The sequence below is a fragment of the Kribbella sp. NBC_00709 genome (assembly GCF_036226565.1).
In the GTDB taxonomy this organism is placed as follows: Bacteria; Actinomycetota; Actinomycetes; order Propionibacteriales; family Kribbellaceae; genus Kribbella.
The window spans coordinates 8,626,553-8,640,165 of sequence record NZ_CP108996.1 but is presented as its reverse complement, the minus strand read 5'-3'; the positions used below and the strand labels follow the sequence as shown (position 1 = coordinate 8,640,165).

General features: G+C 68.4%; 18 protein-coding genes. 6 read left to right on the top strand and 12 right to left on the bottom strand.

The genetic code is table 11. From position 1 onward, the window contains the following. Positions 1 to 118 precede the first annotated feature (118 nt). A complete protein-coding gene (locus tag OHA18_RS42005) occupies positions 119 to 1,522 on the top strand; it encodes an MBL fold metallo-hydrolase (protein WP_329001002.1) in 1,404 nt (467 codons plus the stop codon). Between the two features lie 89 nt (positions 1,523 to 1,611). Next, positions 1,612 to 1,779, top strand: coding sequence for a hypothetical protein (locus OHA18_RS42000; protein ID WP_329001001.1), 168 nt, complete (start codon positions 1,612 to 1,614; stop codon positions 1,777 to 1,779). Positions 1,780 to 1,840: 61 nt separating this feature from the next. Here OHA18_RS42000 and OHA18_RS41995 read toward each other — a convergent pair whose 3' ends face one another. From OHA18_RS41995 to OHA18_RS41975, 5 genes are all read right to left on the bottom strand, one after another. Continuing rightward, the gene (locus tag OHA18_RS41995) at positions 1,841 to 2,710 is read right to left on the bottom strand and encodes a universal stress protein (RefSeq protein ID WP_329001000.1); all 870 of its coding nucleotides are present in this window, start codon (positions 2,708 to 2,710) and stop codon (positions 1,841 to 1,843) included. Between the two features lie 205 nt (positions 2,711 to 2,915). Next, positions 2,916 to 3,284 carry a hypothetical protein gene (locus tag OHA18_RS41990; RefSeq protein ID WP_329000999.1) on the bottom strand — a complete coding sequence of 123 codons (369 nt, stop codon included), beginning with the start codon at positions 3,282 to 3,284 and terminating at the stop codon, positions 2,916 to 2,918. Between the two features lie 111 nt (positions 3,285 to 3,395). After that, positions 3,396 to 3,872 carry a GyrI-like domain-containing protein gene (locus OHA18_RS41985; protein WP_329000998.1) on the bottom strand — a complete coding sequence of 159 codons (477 nt, stop codon included), beginning with the start codon at positions 3,870 to 3,872 and terminating at the stop codon, positions 3,396 to 3,398. Positions 3,873 to 4,001: 129 nt separating this feature from the next. After that, the gene (locus tag OHA18_RS41980) at positions 4,002 to 4,496 is read right to left on the bottom strand and encodes a CBS domain-containing protein (RefSeq protein ID WP_329000997.1); all 495 of its coding nucleotides are present in this window, start codon (positions 4,494 to 4,496) and stop codon (positions 4,002 to 4,004) included. Between the two features lie 43 nt (positions 4,497 to 4,539). Beyond that, positions 4,540 to 5,124, bottom strand: coding sequence for a CBS domain-containing protein (locus tag OHA18_RS41975; RefSeq protein WP_329000996.1), 585 nt, complete (start codon positions 5,122 to 5,124; stop codon positions 4,540 to 4,542). Between the two features lie 228 nt (positions 5,125 to 5,352). Here OHA18_RS41975 and OHA18_RS41970 point away from each other — a divergent pair, with 228 nt between their 5' ends. Then, positions 5,353 to 5,937, top strand: a complete 585-nt coding sequence (locus OHA18_RS41970) for a hypothetical protein (protein ID WP_329000995.1) — start codon at positions 5,353 to 5,355, stop codon at positions 5,935 to 5,937. 1 nt (position 5,938) lies between these two features. On the opposite strand, the gene OHA18_RS41965 is transcribed toward OHA18_RS41970, so the two are convergent. Next, the gene (locus OHA18_RS41965) at positions 5,939 to 6,190 is read right to left on the bottom strand and encodes a hypothetical protein (RefSeq protein WP_329000994.1); all 252 of its coding nucleotides are present in this window, start codon (positions 6,188 to 6,190) and stop codon (positions 5,939 to 5,941) included. A gap of 157 nt (positions 6,191 to 6,347) precedes the next feature. On the opposite strand from OHA18_RS41965, the gene OHA18_RS41960 reads away from it, so the two are divergent. Further along, entirely contained in the window at positions 6,348 to 6,476 is a 129-nt protein-coding gene (locus tag OHA18_RS41960; protein ID WP_329000993.1) for a hypothetical protein, read from the top strand. Between the two features lie 14 nt (positions 6,477 to 6,490). Here the strand turns inward: OHA18_RS41960 and OHA18_RS41955 are convergent, their stop codons facing one another. Together OHA18_RS41955 and OHA18_RS41950 are read right to left on the bottom strand one after the other, a co-directional pair. Beyond that, the gene (locus OHA18_RS41955) at positions 6,491 to 6,625 is read right to left on the bottom strand and encodes a hypothetical protein (protein WP_329000992.1); all 135 of its coding nucleotides are present in this window, start codon (positions 6,623 to 6,625) and stop codon (positions 6,491 to 6,493) included. Between the two features lie 32 nt (positions 6,626 to 6,657). Continuing rightward, the gene (locus OHA18_RS41950) at positions 6,658 to 9,237 is read right to left on the bottom strand and encodes a cation-translocating P-type ATPase (RefSeq protein WP_329000991.1); all 2,580 of its coding nucleotides are present in this window, start codon (positions 9,235 to 9,237) and stop codon (positions 6,658 to 6,660) included. Positions 9,238 to 9,540: 303 nt separating this feature from the next. Between OHA18_RS41950 and OHA18_RS41945 the strand changes: the two genes are divergently transcribed. Beyond that, a complete protein-coding gene (locus OHA18_RS41945; protein ID WP_329000990.1) occupies positions 9,541 to 10,152 on the top strand; it encodes an Rv1733c family protein in 612 nt (203 codons plus the stop codon). Positions 10,153 to 10,187: 35 nt separating this feature from the next. Here OHA18_RS41945 and OHA18_RS41940 read toward each other — a convergent pair whose 3' ends face one another. The 4 genes from OHA18_RS41940 to OHA18_RS41925 all read right to left on the bottom strand — a co-directional run bounded on the left by OHA18_RS41940 (position 10,188) and on the right by OHA18_RS41925 (position 12,655). Continuing rightward, positions 10,188 to 10,325: a hypothetical protein gene (locus OHA18_RS41940; protein WP_329000989.1), complete on the bottom strand. Its 138-nt coding sequence runs from the start codon at positions 10,323 to 10,325 to the stop codon at positions 10,188 to 10,190. A 354-nt stretch (positions 10,326 to 10,679) separates the two neighbouring features. Then, positions 10,680 to 11,564, bottom strand: a complete 885-nt coding sequence (locus OHA18_RS41935) for a universal stress protein (protein ID WP_329000988.1) — start codon at positions 11,562 to 11,564, stop codon at positions 10,680 to 10,682. Beyond that, positions 11,561 to 12,199: a hypothetical protein gene (locus OHA18_RS41930; RefSeq protein ID WP_329000987.1), complete on the bottom strand. Its 639-nt coding sequence runs from the start codon at positions 12,197 to 12,199 to the stop codon at positions 11,561 to 11,563. The genes OHA18_RS41935 and OHA18_RS41930 overlap by 4 nt, the downstream gene beginning before the upstream one ends. Before the next feature lie 99 nt (positions 12,200 to 12,298). Next, positions 12,299 to 12,655, bottom strand: coding sequence for a hypothetical protein (locus tag OHA18_RS41925; RefSeq protein WP_329000986.1), 357 nt, complete (start codon positions 12,653 to 12,655; stop codon positions 12,299 to 12,301). Between the two features lie 222 nt (positions 12,656 to 12,877). On the opposite strand from OHA18_RS41925, the gene OHA18_RS41920 reads away from it, so the two are divergent. Further along, positions 12,878 to 13,579 carry a CBS domain-containing protein gene (locus tag OHA18_RS41920; RefSeq protein WP_329000985.1) on the top strand — a complete coding sequence of 234 codons (702 nt, stop codon included), beginning with the start codon at positions 12,878 to 12,880 and terminating at the stop codon, positions 13,577 to 13,579. The last annotated feature ends 34 nt before the right edge of the window (positions 13,580 to 13,613 follow it).

Genomic DNA, 13,613 nt, shown 5'->3' with positions numbered 1-13,613 from the left:
AAGCCCGGGTTGCACCTCCAACCTATATCCCCCCAGGGGGATGTGTTACCGTCGACGACACATCCCCCTGGGGGGATCCAGATGCGAGTCCGGCAGCCGGAGCAGGAAGGAATTTCCGATGCGAGAGACCGACACGCCACGCCGGCCCGTACCGGGTGCGGGCCTGATCGTGCGCACTGTCGAAACACCTTCGCTGGGCGACAGGAGCTATCTCGTCCACGACGGCGAGGTGGCATTCGTCGTCGACCCGCAGCGTGACATCGACCGTGTCCTGGAGGTTCTCCGTGCCGACGACGTTCGGCTGACGCACGTCTTCGAGACCCACATCCACAACGATTACGTCACCGGTGGGCTCGCGCTAGCGCGGGCGACGGGAGCGACGTACCTGGTCAACGGCGACGACAAGGTCTCGTTCGAGCGCACCCCGATCCACGACGGCCAGATCGTCGAGATCGGCGACCGGATGCGGGTGCGTGCGATCCACACGCCGGGTCACACCTTCACCCACCTGTCGTACGCCCTGACCGAGCTCGACGAGCCGGTCGCGGTCTTCACCGGTGGATCACTGCTGTACGGCGCGACCGGGCGCCCCGACCTGCTGGGCCCCGGCCACACCGAGGCGCTAGTGCGGCATCAGCATGCCTCGGCGCACAAGCTCGTCGAGACGCTGCCCGACCCGACCGGGGTCTACCCCACGCATGGATTCGGCTCGTTCTGCTCCGCGACCCAGTCCGAAGCTACCGCGTCGACGATCGGCCAGGAGAAGCGGACAAATCCCGTGCTGACCCAGGACGAGGAGGACTACGTCCGCGAACTGCTGGCCGGGCTCGGCGCGTGGCCGGCGTACTACGCCCACATGGCTCCTGCGAACGCGGTCGGACCCAGCGCTCCCGACCTGTCTCTGCCCGCGAAAGCGAACGCCACCGAACTGCGTCGTCGCATCGAAGCCGGCGAATGGGTCGTCGACCTGCGCGCCCGGACCGCTTTCGCGGCCGGTCACGCGCACGGGACGCTGAACTTCGGGCTGAACGGCGCGTTCTCGACGTACCTCGGCTGGCTGATCACCTGGGGAACGCCAGTGACCTTGCTCGGAGAAACCGCGGCGCAGGTCACCGAAGCGCAGCGGGAGCTCGTGCGGATCGGCATCGACCGGCCCGCGGCCCAGGCGACCGGCGGACCGGAGCAGTGGAGCATCGATGCACCCGTCTCGTTCCCGACCGCGACCTTCGCCGACCTCGAGCAGGTCCGTCACCATCGCGAAGTTGTGATACTGGACGTCCGCCGGACCGAGGAGTACGACTCCGCGCGGATCCGGGATGCAGTCAACGTCCCGATTCACGAGTTGCCACAGCGGATCGCGGAGGTCCCGTCCGGCGAGGTGTGGGTGCACTGTGCCGCCGGCTACCGGGCATCGATCGCCGCATCGTTCCTGGATGCCGCCGGACGCTCGATCGTTGCGGTCGACGACCAGTTCGAGAACGCCGCGAAGGCCGGACTCGACCTGGTCCGCCCGGAGGCGTGAGCGAGCGGTGACGATCGCTCTCACAGTCGTCTTGGCCGGCCGGGCAGTGGTCAGCGGCTGTTCATGGTTCCCGTCGAAGGAGAAGATCGATGTGCCGACCTGTTACCTGTAAGACCTGTAGCAAGACCACCTGGGCGGGGTGCGGACAGCACGTCGCCCAGGTGAAGGCGATGGTTCCCGACGGCCAGTGGTGCCCCGGACATCCCAAGTCCGAAGGGCAGGGCGGGAGCTGGCTCGACAAGCTGCTCGGCCGCTGACTTTCCTTCCCGACGGGGTCTGGACCGATGGGCGTGCGAGGAGCGATCGAACGCGCAACTGTCAGCGGACGATCGCTGTCGGGCAGGGTGGATGGTGGACGAGGGCGCGGCTGGTGGAGCCGAGGAGCAGGCCACGGAACGCGCCCAGCCCGCGGGAGCCGACCACCAGCAGTTCGGCGGACTCGCCGGCTTCGGTCAGCACTTCGCGGGCGGTGCCGTGGACGAGCTCTGCGCGGAGCGGCACGTCCGGGTGTTGGTTCCGCTGGCCGGCCATCGATTCGGCAAGCAGCGCGGAACTCTCCTCCTCGAGCACGTCGAGGTCGTAGACCAGCGGCAGTGGGTCGTCCGGCCCGCTGCTCACCGGATCGTGCCACGCCATCACGACCGTCAAGCCCGAATGCGTGGCCTCAGCTTGCTCGAAGGCGAACTCGATCGCTTCCAGTGAGCGCTTCGAGCCATCGACGCCAACGACGATTCCGGAGCCGGTCCGGCCCGGCTCCCAGTGTGGTGGCACGACCACCACGGGACAACTGGCATGCGTCGCCACATGCGCCGACACCGATCCCATCGCCAGGTCGCGAAACTCGCCCAGGCCGCGCGAACCGACCACGACCAGATCGGCAGTAGTTGCCTCCTGCAACAAGGCTTGCGTGGCGCCGGCGAAGGTCACGACGGCGTCGACGGCCAACTCGGGCCAGACCTCGCGGACCCGCCGGGCGAGCTCGGCCAGAAGATGTTCGGCCGTCTCGCGGAGACGTTCGGTCGGCAGTGGAACGGTCGGTACCCCGAGCGGGCTGCTCATGAACGGCAGCGGTAGCGCGTAGGTGAGCCGGAGTCTCGACTGCCGGCGCTCGGCCTCGGCCGCCGCCCACCAGACCGCGGCCTCGCCGGCCGGCGAGCCGTCGTACCCGGCAACGATGCTGGTGGTCACGATCGGATTCCTCTCCTCGGCACGTGCGTTACCAGGCGCGGGTGCGACGTCCGGTGGGGCGGTGACGCAACCCACGCGTCGGCGGGCCCACACTCAGCACAACACGGCGGCCCGGGAGAGGGCAGGGGCCAAGTTCCTCCGCGAAGGGACCAGAAGTCCCTCGTGGTAGTCGAAGCCTGCGCTGCCCGGCTCACGCCGCTGTCGGTCATGCTGCGAGGAGCAGACCGAAGCGGCCGTCGTACCGGCGGTAGAGGACGTGGCCCCGATCGTCGATCGGGTCACGGTAGAACGGGAAACGATCGGTCGTCGTCTCGAGGCGTTGCCTCGCCTGGGGGGCGGTGAGCACCGGAGGAGCGCCACAATGCTCGTGCTGACCCGTCGCATCGGCTGTCGGACCGAGCACGCCGAAGCTGCCGTCGACCGTCGTCGGCACGACTGGAGGTGCGGGACCGGAGGTGGTGCTGTGTCTGCGCACCAGAGCGGTCGCCGCCAGAGCCACCGTCATGACGACGACAACGGCGAGAAGTACCCAAGCACGCGAGGGCTTACGCGCCCCGGCCGACGAAGTGTTCATACTGTCAGCGTGGTTCCGCCGACGACCGCGGTTCAGGGCCAACCGAACCGGCGCCCGTGCCGGAAAGCCCGCATCGACCAGGTCCGCGCCTCGCCGGGCCAGCAACCGGTGCTACTCGACGTCCAGCGCTGGGTGGTACGGCTGGACGATCTCGGTGCGCCAGTCAGCGGAGTCGCCTTCGGGCGGATCGAGGTAGATCTCCCACGGGTCACCAGCAGGCGTTGCCCCACGCAACCTGAGCCACTCGGCGACCGCGGCGTAGGTGGAGCCGAGCTGGTCGTACGGTCCGACGTGAACAGTCACAGCGGCCGGTCCAGCGGGAAGGCTCGACACTCGCACCGTTCCATCCGGGCGTACCGATTCGGCCACCGGGAAGCCCGCCTCGACCTCGAAGCGGCGACCCGGTAGGACGCGGTACCGCGCGAACGGCGGCCCGGCCGGCGCGATGCCCCGCTTCCGCAGGATCGAGGCAATCTCGCCGTACACGTTGGAGAACCACGCCTGCATCTCCGGGACGGTCATCGTCCCGCGCCGGACCACGGTGCTTCGTCCAGCCAGCTCCTGGCTCTCGATGAGCAGTGTGCGCATCGTTCGCTCCTTTGTTCGGTCACTCCAGCACACTGCGACCGGCGTCCGGCCAGCAGGGCCGACAGTCCTCGATCCGGCGGTCTTGCCCGGCGTGAACGGGACCTTGGGCCATGGGACACCGGCGCCTTGTCATGACGGCGGAGTGACCAGGTCAGCGTCGGCAGGCCGTTTCGAGGGCGGCGTGCCGGCGGATGCCTCGAGCCCGAAGGTGCGGCTCGGCCCGAGGAGTAGGCGGATGAGGTCGGACCGGTAGACGGTTCCGACCACTCGGTCGTTCTCGACGACCGGCACTTCTTCCAGCACCATCGACTGCATCAGGTCGACCGCCACCTGGATTTCCTCGTCAGGACCGACGCTGACGATGTGGTGTGTCATGACGGCACCGACCTGGTCGGACAGCGTCGTACCGGGGACTCTCCCGGACGGGAGCGAGGTGCGGTCGCCGGCCGGTCCCCTGTTCCGGACCAGGTCTGCCTGACAGACGATGCCGATCAAGGTCCCGCGGCGGTCGACGACAGGGAGCGAGCGTGCTTGCTCCTGCTGCATGAGCTGCAGAGCTGCCGCGGTCGACGACGCCGTCGTCAAGGTTGCCGCAGGGGTGGTCATGACTTCGCGGATCAGCATCGTGCTCACCTCATCGACTGCCTCTTTTCCGCCAGCCAGGGGATCAGGCCGCGTGGACGGCGATGACGCCGCGGACAGAGCCGGCGATGGCTTCGGCGCGCTCACGCTCGAGTTCGCCGATCGCGCCGCGCACGTGAACGATGCCGTCGTCGACCTCGACCTGCCAGTCGAGGTCTCGCTCGCGGAGAAGGTCGAGGATCTCGTTGCGGATCCGCGTGTCCCGTCCGGCGAGATAGTGAATCACGTCGCTGCGGCTGATCACACCGACGACGTGGTCGCCTTCCACGACCGGCAGGCTCTTCACCATCGATGTCCGGAGCAGATCGATCGCTGCGTCGAGATCCTCGTCGGCGCCCACACTCATCACGAGGTTGACCATCAGTTCGGCGACCCGGCGCGGGCGGCCACTGATCGAGGCCTTCATCGGGTGCGACGGCACATGGTCCTGGACCAGCAGCGCGTCAGGGATCAGATCTGCCTCGCTCACCACCCCGATCAGCCTGCTCTGCCGGTCGACGACAGGCATTGCGGTGATCTGGTTCCGGTCGAGCAGGCCAAGTGCCTCGCTCACCGGCGTCTCACCCAACACCGTGATCGCGGGCGTCGTCATCAGTTCGCTGGTCCGCATGCTCACCACCGTTCCCTTCCCTATCAGTGGATGCCTGCGCACATACGGCTGAGCAGGGCCGAAGGTCCCGCCCTTGAAGGCCCCGGTCGGCCCGGCAGTGTCGGGCCGACCGGCCTGCGGATCAGGGTCGTTCGGTGCGTGGTGGCAGCGGGGCTGGTGGACGAAGACTCTTAGCAACATCGTTCAACACTTCTGCAGCCGCACGTCGCGGCTTGAAAGGAACCGATCATGCGCCGCAAGACGTTCGATGCGCTGCTCACCTCCGCCGGGTTCGTCCTGGTGATCGTCCTGGTCGCGGCCGGTGGTTTGTTGCTGTGGGCCCACAACTTCGTCGACAACCAGGTCCACACGCAGCTCGCCGCACAGCAGATCTTCTTCCCGAAGGCCGGCAGCGACTCACTCGACGACCCGGCTGTCAAGCCGTACCTGTCGCAGTACGCCGGCCAGCAGCTGGTGACCGGCGCCCAGGCCGAGGCGTACGCCAACCACTTCATCGCCGTCCACATCAACGAGATGGCCGGTGGCAAGACGTACTCGCAGCTGTCCGCGGAGTCGCTGGCGAACCCGAACGACACCAAGCTGGCCGGCCAGGTGCAGACGGTGTTCCGCGGTGAGACGCTGCGCGGCCTGCTGCTCAACGCCTACGCCTTCGGGAAGATGGGTCAGATCGCCCTGATCGCCGCCGTCTCCGCGTTCGCGGCCGCCGGGATCCTGCTGATCCTTTCGCTACTCGGCTACGCCCACCTGCGTCGGGTTCCCGCCGACGCCGAGGTCATGCCGAAACTGACCGGCGCGGTTCCCCACACCGCCTGAGTCAGATCGACGGAACCGCCGGCCCACTCGCAGGGCCGGCGGTTCCGGTGTCACCGGTCGACCCGTCGGCGCCCTCTTCGGTCTCCTCCGGCATGGCCTTCTGCGGCCGCGCCTCGGTGCGGTGGCTTTCCTTGTAGAGCTCCACGCCCAGGTGCCGCAGGACGGCTTGTTCGGTCGACGAACCGGTGGTCTTCCGGTGCGCGACGGCGCGCCGCGCGTCACGTTCGATGCGGCTGTTCTCGCTGTTGCTCATGGCCGGCTCCTTCCCTGCATTCTCAGCACACGCCGGTCGCGAACGGTTCGGCAGGGCAGAAGTGCCCGTGCCGGGTGGACCGGACGACCCTGGTGACGAACCGTCCGCCCTCCGACGATGGCGACAAGGACACTGGGCGAGCAGAAGGAGAGCGGCCATGATCATCAGGAGGCGCCGGCGCGTCGACATCTTCGTCGACGAGCACGTCCAGATCCCGTTCAAGCAGGAGCTCCCGGCGGGTGCGACCTTGGTGAAGCAGGCGCAGAGCAGTCCGATTCAGGGCTGAACCTACCCGAGCGGCTACGTCCGCGCCTCCGCGCCGACGATCATGATGGCTCGCTCCGGCAAGTCTGTGTCCATCTTGTCGTTCGTGGTCCCGGTCCGCGCCGGCGGGGCCGTGACGTACAGCATGCGCTGGTCGGGTACGACGTTCATCGTGTCCGTGAATGTTGGTGGCAAGGCAGCCGCTATCGCGATCTCCGGCGGCGGGTCGCTCTACCGAGCCGGCTGACCGTCGTAGCCAGACCTGGCACCGAGGCCAGTGCCAGCGCGCACAGGATCTCGGTGCCGGTCATGGCCTGCAGGCCGAGCAGTTCGCGCAGCGGGGCGAGTACCAGTGGGAGCAGGTGGGCAGCGAGTGCGCCGATAACGGCCAGATCGAGGAACCGAAGGCGCCGTCCGGTCGGTGGGTTCGGCCGGCGCAGCGCGACGGCCACGCCGAGCTGGGCAACGCCCAGCACCAGGAAGCTCATGGTCTGCCAGGAAGCGCCGACGCTGTGTGCCCAGAGGGCCGCAGCCAGGGTCACGGCCGCGATCAATGTGCCGGTGAAAGCGATTCGTTGCCAGAGGCCCGCACCGAGGATCTGCTCCTGGGGCGAGCGGGGTGGTCGTTGCATCGTTCTGGGGTCGGCGGGTTCGGCGCCGATGGCGACGCCGGGCAGACCGTGCGTGAGCATGTTGATCCACAGGATCTGGCCGGGCAACAGCGGTACGCCGAAGCCGAGCAACGGGCCGATCAGCATGACCAGGACCTCGGCGAGGCCGCCGCTGAGTGCATAGCGGAGGAAGGTGCGGATGTTGGTGTAGATCCGCCGGCCCTCCTCGATGGCGGCCGCCACTGTGCCGAGGTCGTCGTTGGTGAGCACGAGGTCGGCCGCCTGGCGGGCCACCTCGGTGCCGCCCTTGCCCATCGCGACGCCGATGTCGGCACGCCGCAGCGCAGGGGCGTCGTTGACCCCGTCACCGGTCATCGCGACGACGTGTCCGGCCGCCTGCCAGGCGCTGACGATGTCCAGCTTCTGCTCCGGCCGGATCCGGGCGAACACGTGACCGGTGGTCGGGTCGGCGCCGTTGTCGATATCGGTTCCGGTGAGGAGATCAGCGTCGTGTACGCCGATCCGGTCCGCGACCGCGAGCGCCGTACCCGGTGCGTCACCCGTAATCAGCAGGAGGTCGATGCCGGCCCGGCCGAACGATGCGACCACCTCTGCGGCGTTGTGCCGCACAGGATCCGTGATCGCGACCAGGCCGGTAAGACGCAGGCCGTTCTCGACGCGGGCCGCCTTCGGCGGCAGTACGTTGTCCGCGACCGCGAGCACCCGGTACCCGTCGGCCGACAGTTCGGCGGCAACGGTCTTCGCCCGTTCGATGTCGCCGTACGGCGTGACATCAGGCGCGAGCATCACCTCGGGAGCGCCTTTGCCGATCACGAGGATGTCGTCGCGACCGGGTTGTTCGTGGAAGGTCGTCATGCGCTTGCGGACACTGTCGAACTGCAGTTCGTCGACGCGCGGACACGCGGTCCTGAACTCGTCGGGATCCACGGCTCCGCGATGCGCCAGCGTGAGCAGGGCGGCCTCGGTCGGATCCCCGATCGCCCGCCAGACCGGGTCCTCGTCGCTGGGCGGCCGCAGACCTGCATCGTTGCACAGGGCAACGTCACGCAGCAGTCGGCGGACGGCGGCGGGGTCCGTGGGGGAGCCGTCCACCGGCTTGACCTCGCCGGAGGGGTCGTAGCCGATGCCGGTCGCCGACGCGCAGCCTGATTCCGTCCACAGGCGTTGGGCTTGCATGATGCCCTCGGTGAGGGTGCCGGTCTTGTCGGTGGCGACCACGGTGACCGCGCCGAGAGTCTCGACCGCCGGCAACTTGCGGACGACCGCGGCTCGTTGCGCCATCCGATGGGCACCGATCGCGAGCGCGAGCGTGACAACAGCGGGAAGGGACTCCGGTACGGCGGCCACGGTGAGGCTGACCGCCGTCACGACCATGGACGGCAACGGCAGGCCGCGGATGAGGCCTGCGACGGCGACCACTGCGGACAATACGACGGCCACGATGCTCAGCATCCTGCTGAGAGCTGCGAGTCTGCGCTGCAACGGGGTGGCGCGCGGACGCTGGTTCGACAGGAGGACAGCGATCCGGCCGAGCGCGCTGCGGGTTCCGGTCCGGGTGACGGCGCCTGCTCCGCGACCGCGGGTCACGACAGTTCCGGCGTACAGCTCGTCCGTCGGGTCTTTCTCGACCGGCACGGATTCACCGGTGAGTGCGGACTCGTCGGCCTGCAGTCTGACCGCATCGACGAGCCGCAGGTCGGCCGGTACCACGTCACCTGCCTGGAGCAGCACGACGTCGTCCGGGACGACCTCGGCCGACGGGACGACAGTGGTGTGACCGCCGCGTCGTACGGTGGCGTGCGGCGCAGCCAACCGGTTCAACGCGGCCAGCGCGTGCTCCGCCCGGATCTCCTGGACGACGCCGACGGTGGTGTTGAGGACGACGACGACCAGGATGACCGTGAGATCGGTGAAGTCACGCAGACTCGCGGTGAGCACCGCGGCCGCGATCAGCAGCAGGATCATCGGATCGCGCAACTGGGCGAGGACACGGAGCCAGGGCGACGGTGGGCGGGGAGCCGGGATCGTGTTCGGCCCGTGTTCGGTGAGCGCGAGTGCGGCCTGGTCGGCCGACAGACCGCGTGGCGTCAACAACTGAACGGTCATCGGCCCGGCCCTGCTGACAGTGCTGTCGGTCGACGGCTCGAACATGGCGACTCCTCTTTCGACGAGCTCCGGGCGGCAGCCGCACAGGACGACGCCGTCCTTGGTTCAAGCCTGTGCCGTACTGCGAGCCGTCGCATGGGCCGGTTCGTCCCTGAGACGCGGGACTTTGGACCCTGACCGATAGCGCCCGGACCGGGCGAGTCTGGACCTGCGAGGGACAAACCGGCTCGCCGGAAGCGGACTGTGAATAGGTGGCCAGAGGCCACGAGACCCACCGTCGTCAAGACGGCACCGGTCCGGTGAACCGGGTTCCTGCGCTGGAGCGCGAGGGTTCAAGAGGAGGCAGGCATGAGCGCCGCGAAGCAACGCCACGAGGACTCGTGGGTGCTCATGCAGGCTCGCCGGCTCGGTTTCGGCCGCAACCATTTGCGTCGGCGCGCCGACCGCGTCGAGGCAAGCATGTTGTGGGTCACGCTCGTCGCCGCTCTGCTGATGATCGGCGTCGGCGCCGCGATCGGCGCGAATCTCCGGAACGCCGGCGACGCGGCGGCAGCCCGGCAACGCTCCGCGCTGCACCAGGTCATTGCCTACACCGAGGAAAGCACCGAACATCAGCCGCCGCCTGCGCTGGGTGCGGCCCTGCCGCTGGTCCGGGTGAGCTATACCGACCAGCACGGGACAGCGCGCGAAGGCATCACGCCTGTCGTGATCGGGACCAAGGCTGATGTCGCCGTCACGGTCTGGCTCGACCGGACCGGCAGCATTACAGCTGCCCCGCGTTCGCACGCCGACAGCGTCGCGTACGGGAGCACGATCGCATTCGTCGTCGTGATCGGGTCCTGGCTGGTGCTGTGGACCGCATTCCGCCTGGCTTGTATCCCGTTGAACCGCCGCCGTGCCCAAGCCTGGGACGCCGAATGGCTCGACGTCGCTCCTCGCTGGCACCGTGGCCAGAAGTGAGGATCACGTCCCGAGCCCACGGAGTGGAGACCCGATCAGAGTTGAGAACGGTCCCGGATGAAGCGGATCGGCTGGATCACCTCGATGCGGGTGCCGACCTCGTCGCAGGTGGGGAGGTCGTGGTAGATCTCCCACTGTCTGCGGTCGCGACGGCGTTCTGGGCCCGTAGCCACTCCTTGATGGCGTCGTACGTTTCGCTCAGCTTGGCGTCGGGGTCGGGGTCGGTGTGCCAGGCAGCCACGATCGCGCCGCCCGGACGAGTGGCGGGCTCGATCAGCCCGCTGTCCGATCGGGGCGGCGACCGGGAAGCCGGCCTCCGCCTCGACCACCCCCATCAGGCAGTGGGTGGCAGCGCGCGAACGGATAGCCGGTTGGCGCAATGCCGTGGTGACGCAGGTGCTCGGCCACCACCGCGCACGCCCATGGGACCCAGTCGGCCAACTGCTCGGGGACCAGCACGGTCCGACGAACCGCAGTCGGTTGCTCGGCGAGTGCCCTGACCTGAGACATGGTGACTCCAGGGCGCTTCAGCGGACGATCGCGATCGGGCAATGCGTGTGGTGCAGGGCAGTCTGGCTGACGGATCCGAGCAAGAGTCCGGTGAAGCCGCCTCGGCCACGAGTACCGACGACCAGCAGGTCGGCGGTTTCGGAACGCCGTACCAGCGCCTGCCCTGCCGAGCCGGAGACTAGCTCGGTGGTCCATTTGACGTCCGGGTGGTCCGCGGCCGCGCCAGCCACCGACTCGGCGACGAGCAGCCGCGATTCCTCATGGAACTTCTCCTCGTCGAACTGCAGCATCGACGCACCGTCGGCGTAGGTGAGGAACGGACTCGTCCACGCGTGCACGGCGACGACCTGGGCGTGCAGCGCATCGGCCTGGTCGAACGCGAAGTCGATTGCTTTCGCAGAGTCCTTCGAGCCGTCCACCCCGACGACGACGGTCGGGCCCTGGTGGGGGTGCGTCCGCGGCTCGTGCGGGATCACGACGACCGGGCACTGTGCGTGCGTCGACACCTGAACGGCGACCGAGCCAACCAAGAGTCCGCTCCAACCGCCGAGTCCGCGCGAACCCAGGACGACCAAGCGGGCGTCGTCGGCGGCCTCGAGCAGAACCCTCGATGCCGCCCCGCCGACCAGGCTCGCGTCCACGGTGAGTTCAGGATGGTGCAGGCGCACGCCTTCGGCCGTCGCGTCGAGCCGCTGCCGGCGAGCCGTCCGGACCGCCTCGAGCGGTACGACTCGGCCGGGGGCCGGGCGGGTGGCGATGACGAGTTCGAAGGCTTCGACGAGCCGGAGCGGCGCCATCGTCCGGATAGCCTCGGCAGTCGCCCAGCGCAATGCGCTCTGGCTCCCGGTCGAACCGTCGTAGCCGACGACGATCGGGGCGGGTTGCGTGGAGTGCCTGGTCATGGGGATCTCCTTGTCTGGAACCAGTGGTCTGCGGGTTGCCCTGAGCCGAAACGGATCAAGGTGTAGTTGAGGCAATCCGCACGGAGGTCGCACGAGATGGCGGTGAGCAGGACACGCTGCAGCGCGATGCCGGCCTGGATCTGGTCCGTCGGCTCGCCGCTGTGCGCGACGACGACCGCCAGTGATCCGACCGGAAGCCAGGTCAGGTGTGCGTCCTCGATCGCCGCGGCCCGCTCGAGCGCGAAGCGAACCCGCTCGTCCGGGGGCGTCGCCGGTCGAGTGAGGTCTCGCGACAGGATTGCGGCGTACAGCTGCCGCATCTCCTGGTCGGGAAGTCCGGTCGGCTCGACGACGATCCGGGCGGCGAGGCCGGGATCGCTCGGGTATGGGTAGCGGCTGATCCAGCTGTCGAAGCTGAGTGAGGCAGCGGCGCAGCGCAGGTTGAAGATGGCCACGCCGGTCGCAATGCGTTGGACCCTTGCGATCGGATCAGGTGCGGCTGTGTCGAGGTAGACGTCGATCAAGTGACCGTTGACCTCGATTCGCCAGGAACGCGGGACATGCAGGTCCGGCGCCGCCTCGGCCGCATGCAGGAGCACACCGAGCGCCGCGGACGTCAACTGGTCGGTCAGCATCGCTACCTCCCTGAGACTGCGGTCCTTCCGATTCCAGGTTCGGTCCCGTGCCGGCCGGGGGACAGCGGCATACGTCCCGGAACCGATGGGCCGTTCAGCTCATGAGGCGTCTTCCAGGGTTCGCTCGAAGCGCAGGGCCACTCGGCCGAGGGCGCGGAGGGCAGCGACCGCCTCCGCGATCTGCCGGTGGGACTCCGTCGGACGGACGGTCCGGAAGGTGTCGTTGCGGAGATCCTCCAGGTCGTCGACAAGGTGTTCGATCTCGTTAGCGATGACCTTGTCGTGCCGCTGTTCGGCGCTGAGGATCGGCAGGATGCGGCCGCGGAAGGCGAGGATCGTGTGCTGGGCCTCGGCCAGTCGCCGCTCCTCGAGGAACCAGTTGTCGACCTGGCTGGTGTCGGCGATGTTCTCGAGATCGGCCTCCCAGCGGGCGATCTCTTGGCGCAGTGTGGTCACGATGACTCCTTGGCTTGTACGTCGGAGACCGGACGGCTGCTCGTCCTGGTTCTCCGAGTCCAGCTTCGCCGGTGCGAGCTGACAGCGCCGCGGGCGAGAGTCCCGACCTGGGAGGTCGTTCGTCATAGGACCTTCGGACCACGATCGGGAGAACACCGGCCCTGCCGACAGGTGCGCGGGTGGCGTTCGGTTGAGGTGACAACCGAGTGCACTGGAGGAGCGATGAGGCATCCCTTGCAGGTGTCCGACGTGATGACGCGCGACGTGATCACGGTGACCGAGGACACGCCGTACAAAGGCGTTGTGGCCGTGCTGGCCGTGCACCACATCAGCGCCGTCCCGGTGCGGAAGCCTGACGGTGGTGTCGGCGGGGTGATCTCGGAGACCGACCTGATCCGCAAGGAGGAGTTCCAGGGCTCGCGACGGCTTCCCTGGGCACTGCGCTGGTGGCAGCGCCGGGTGCGTTCGAGGGCCGCCGGTCTACGGGCGGTTGAGCTGATGACGCACCCCGCGGTGACGATCGAGCGGACCGCGACGATTCCCGACGCGGCCAAGTTGATGGCGGCGCGGGGCATTACCCGACTGGTCGTGACCGACGGCGAGGCGCTGGCCGGCATCGTGACCAGGTCGGACCTGCTGAAGGCGTTCCTGGAGCCGGACGGGCGCATTCTGCAGCGGGTCCGGCGAGAGGTCGTCGTACACGCACTCTGGGACGACCCATTCGGGCTGGACCTGAGCGTTTGTGATGGCATGGTCACGCTGTCCGGCGACGTCGATCGCCACAGCACCGCCGAACTCGTCGAGAAGCTGACCGCCGGGGTCGACGGTGTGGTGGGTGTCGTCAACAGATTGAGGTGGATGTACGACGACACGATGTCCGTTCCAACGATCCCACCCTCACCGGAGCACCGGCGCCGTCCTTGACGCTTGCTGGGATCCCACAACCTCCGGCGTGATG

Bases quoted from the DNA above. Each gene is read 5' to 3' on its own strand.
- OHA18_RS41975 (WP_329000996.1), bottom strand. From the start codon at position 5,124: ATGCGGACCAGCGAACTGATGACGACGCCCGCGATCACGGTGTTGGGT.
- OHA18_RS42005 (WP_329001002.1), top strand. From the start codon at position 119: ATGCGAGAGACCGACACGCCACGCCGGCCCGTACCGGGTGCGGGCCTG.
- OHA18_RS41945 (WP_329000990.1), top strand. From the start codon at position 9,541: ATGAGCGCCGCGAAGCAACGCCACGAGGACTCGTGGGTGCTCATGCAG.
- OHA18_RS41955 (WP_329000992.1), bottom strand. From the start codon at position 6,625: ATGAACGTCGTACCCGACCAGCGCATGCTGTACGTCACGGCCCCGCCG.
- OHA18_RS41985 (WP_329000998.1), bottom strand. From the start codon at position 3,872: ATGCGCACACTGCTCATCGAGAGCCAGGAGCTGGCTGGACGAAGCACC.
- OHA18_RS41980 (WP_329000997.1), bottom strand. From the start codon at position 4,496: ATGCTGATCCGCGAAGTCATGACCACCCCTGCGGCAACCTTGACGACG.
- OHA18_RS41970 (WP_329000995.1), top strand. From the start codon at position 5,353: ATGCGCCGCAAGACGTTCGATGCGCTGCTCACCTCCGCCGGGTTCGTC.
- OHA18_RS41960 (WP_329000993.1), top strand. From the start codon at position 6,348: ATGATCATCAGGAGGCGCCGGCGCGTCGACATCTTCGTCGACGAGCAC.
- OHA18_RS41965 (WP_329000994.1), bottom strand. From the start codon at position 6,190: ATGAGCAACAGCGAGAACAGCCGCATCGAACGTGACGCGCGGCGCGCC.
- OHA18_RS41930 (WP_329000987.1), bottom strand. From the start codon at position 12,199: ATGCTGACCGACCAGTTGACGTCCGCGGCGCTCGGTGTGCTCCTGCAT.
- OHA18_RS41950 (WP_329000991.1), bottom strand. From the start codon at position 9,237: ATGTTCGAGCCGTCGACCGACAGCACTGTCAGCAGGGCCGGGCCGATG.
- OHA18_RS41990 (WP_329000999.1), bottom strand. From the start codon at position 3,284: ATGAACACTTCGTCGGCCGGGGCGCGTAAGCCCTCGCGTGCTTGGGTA.
- OHA18_RS42000 (WP_329001001.1), top strand. From the start codon at position 1,612: ATGTGCCGACCTGTTACCTGTAAGACCTGTAGCAAGACCACCTGGGCG.
- OHA18_RS41920 (WP_329000985.1), top strand. From the start codon at position 12,878: ATGAGGCATCCCTTGCAGGTGTCCGACGTGATGACGCGCGACGTGATC.
- OHA18_RS41935 (WP_329000988.1), bottom strand. From the start codon at position 11,564: ATGACCAGGCACTCCACGCAACCCGCCCCGATCGTCGTCGGCTACGAC.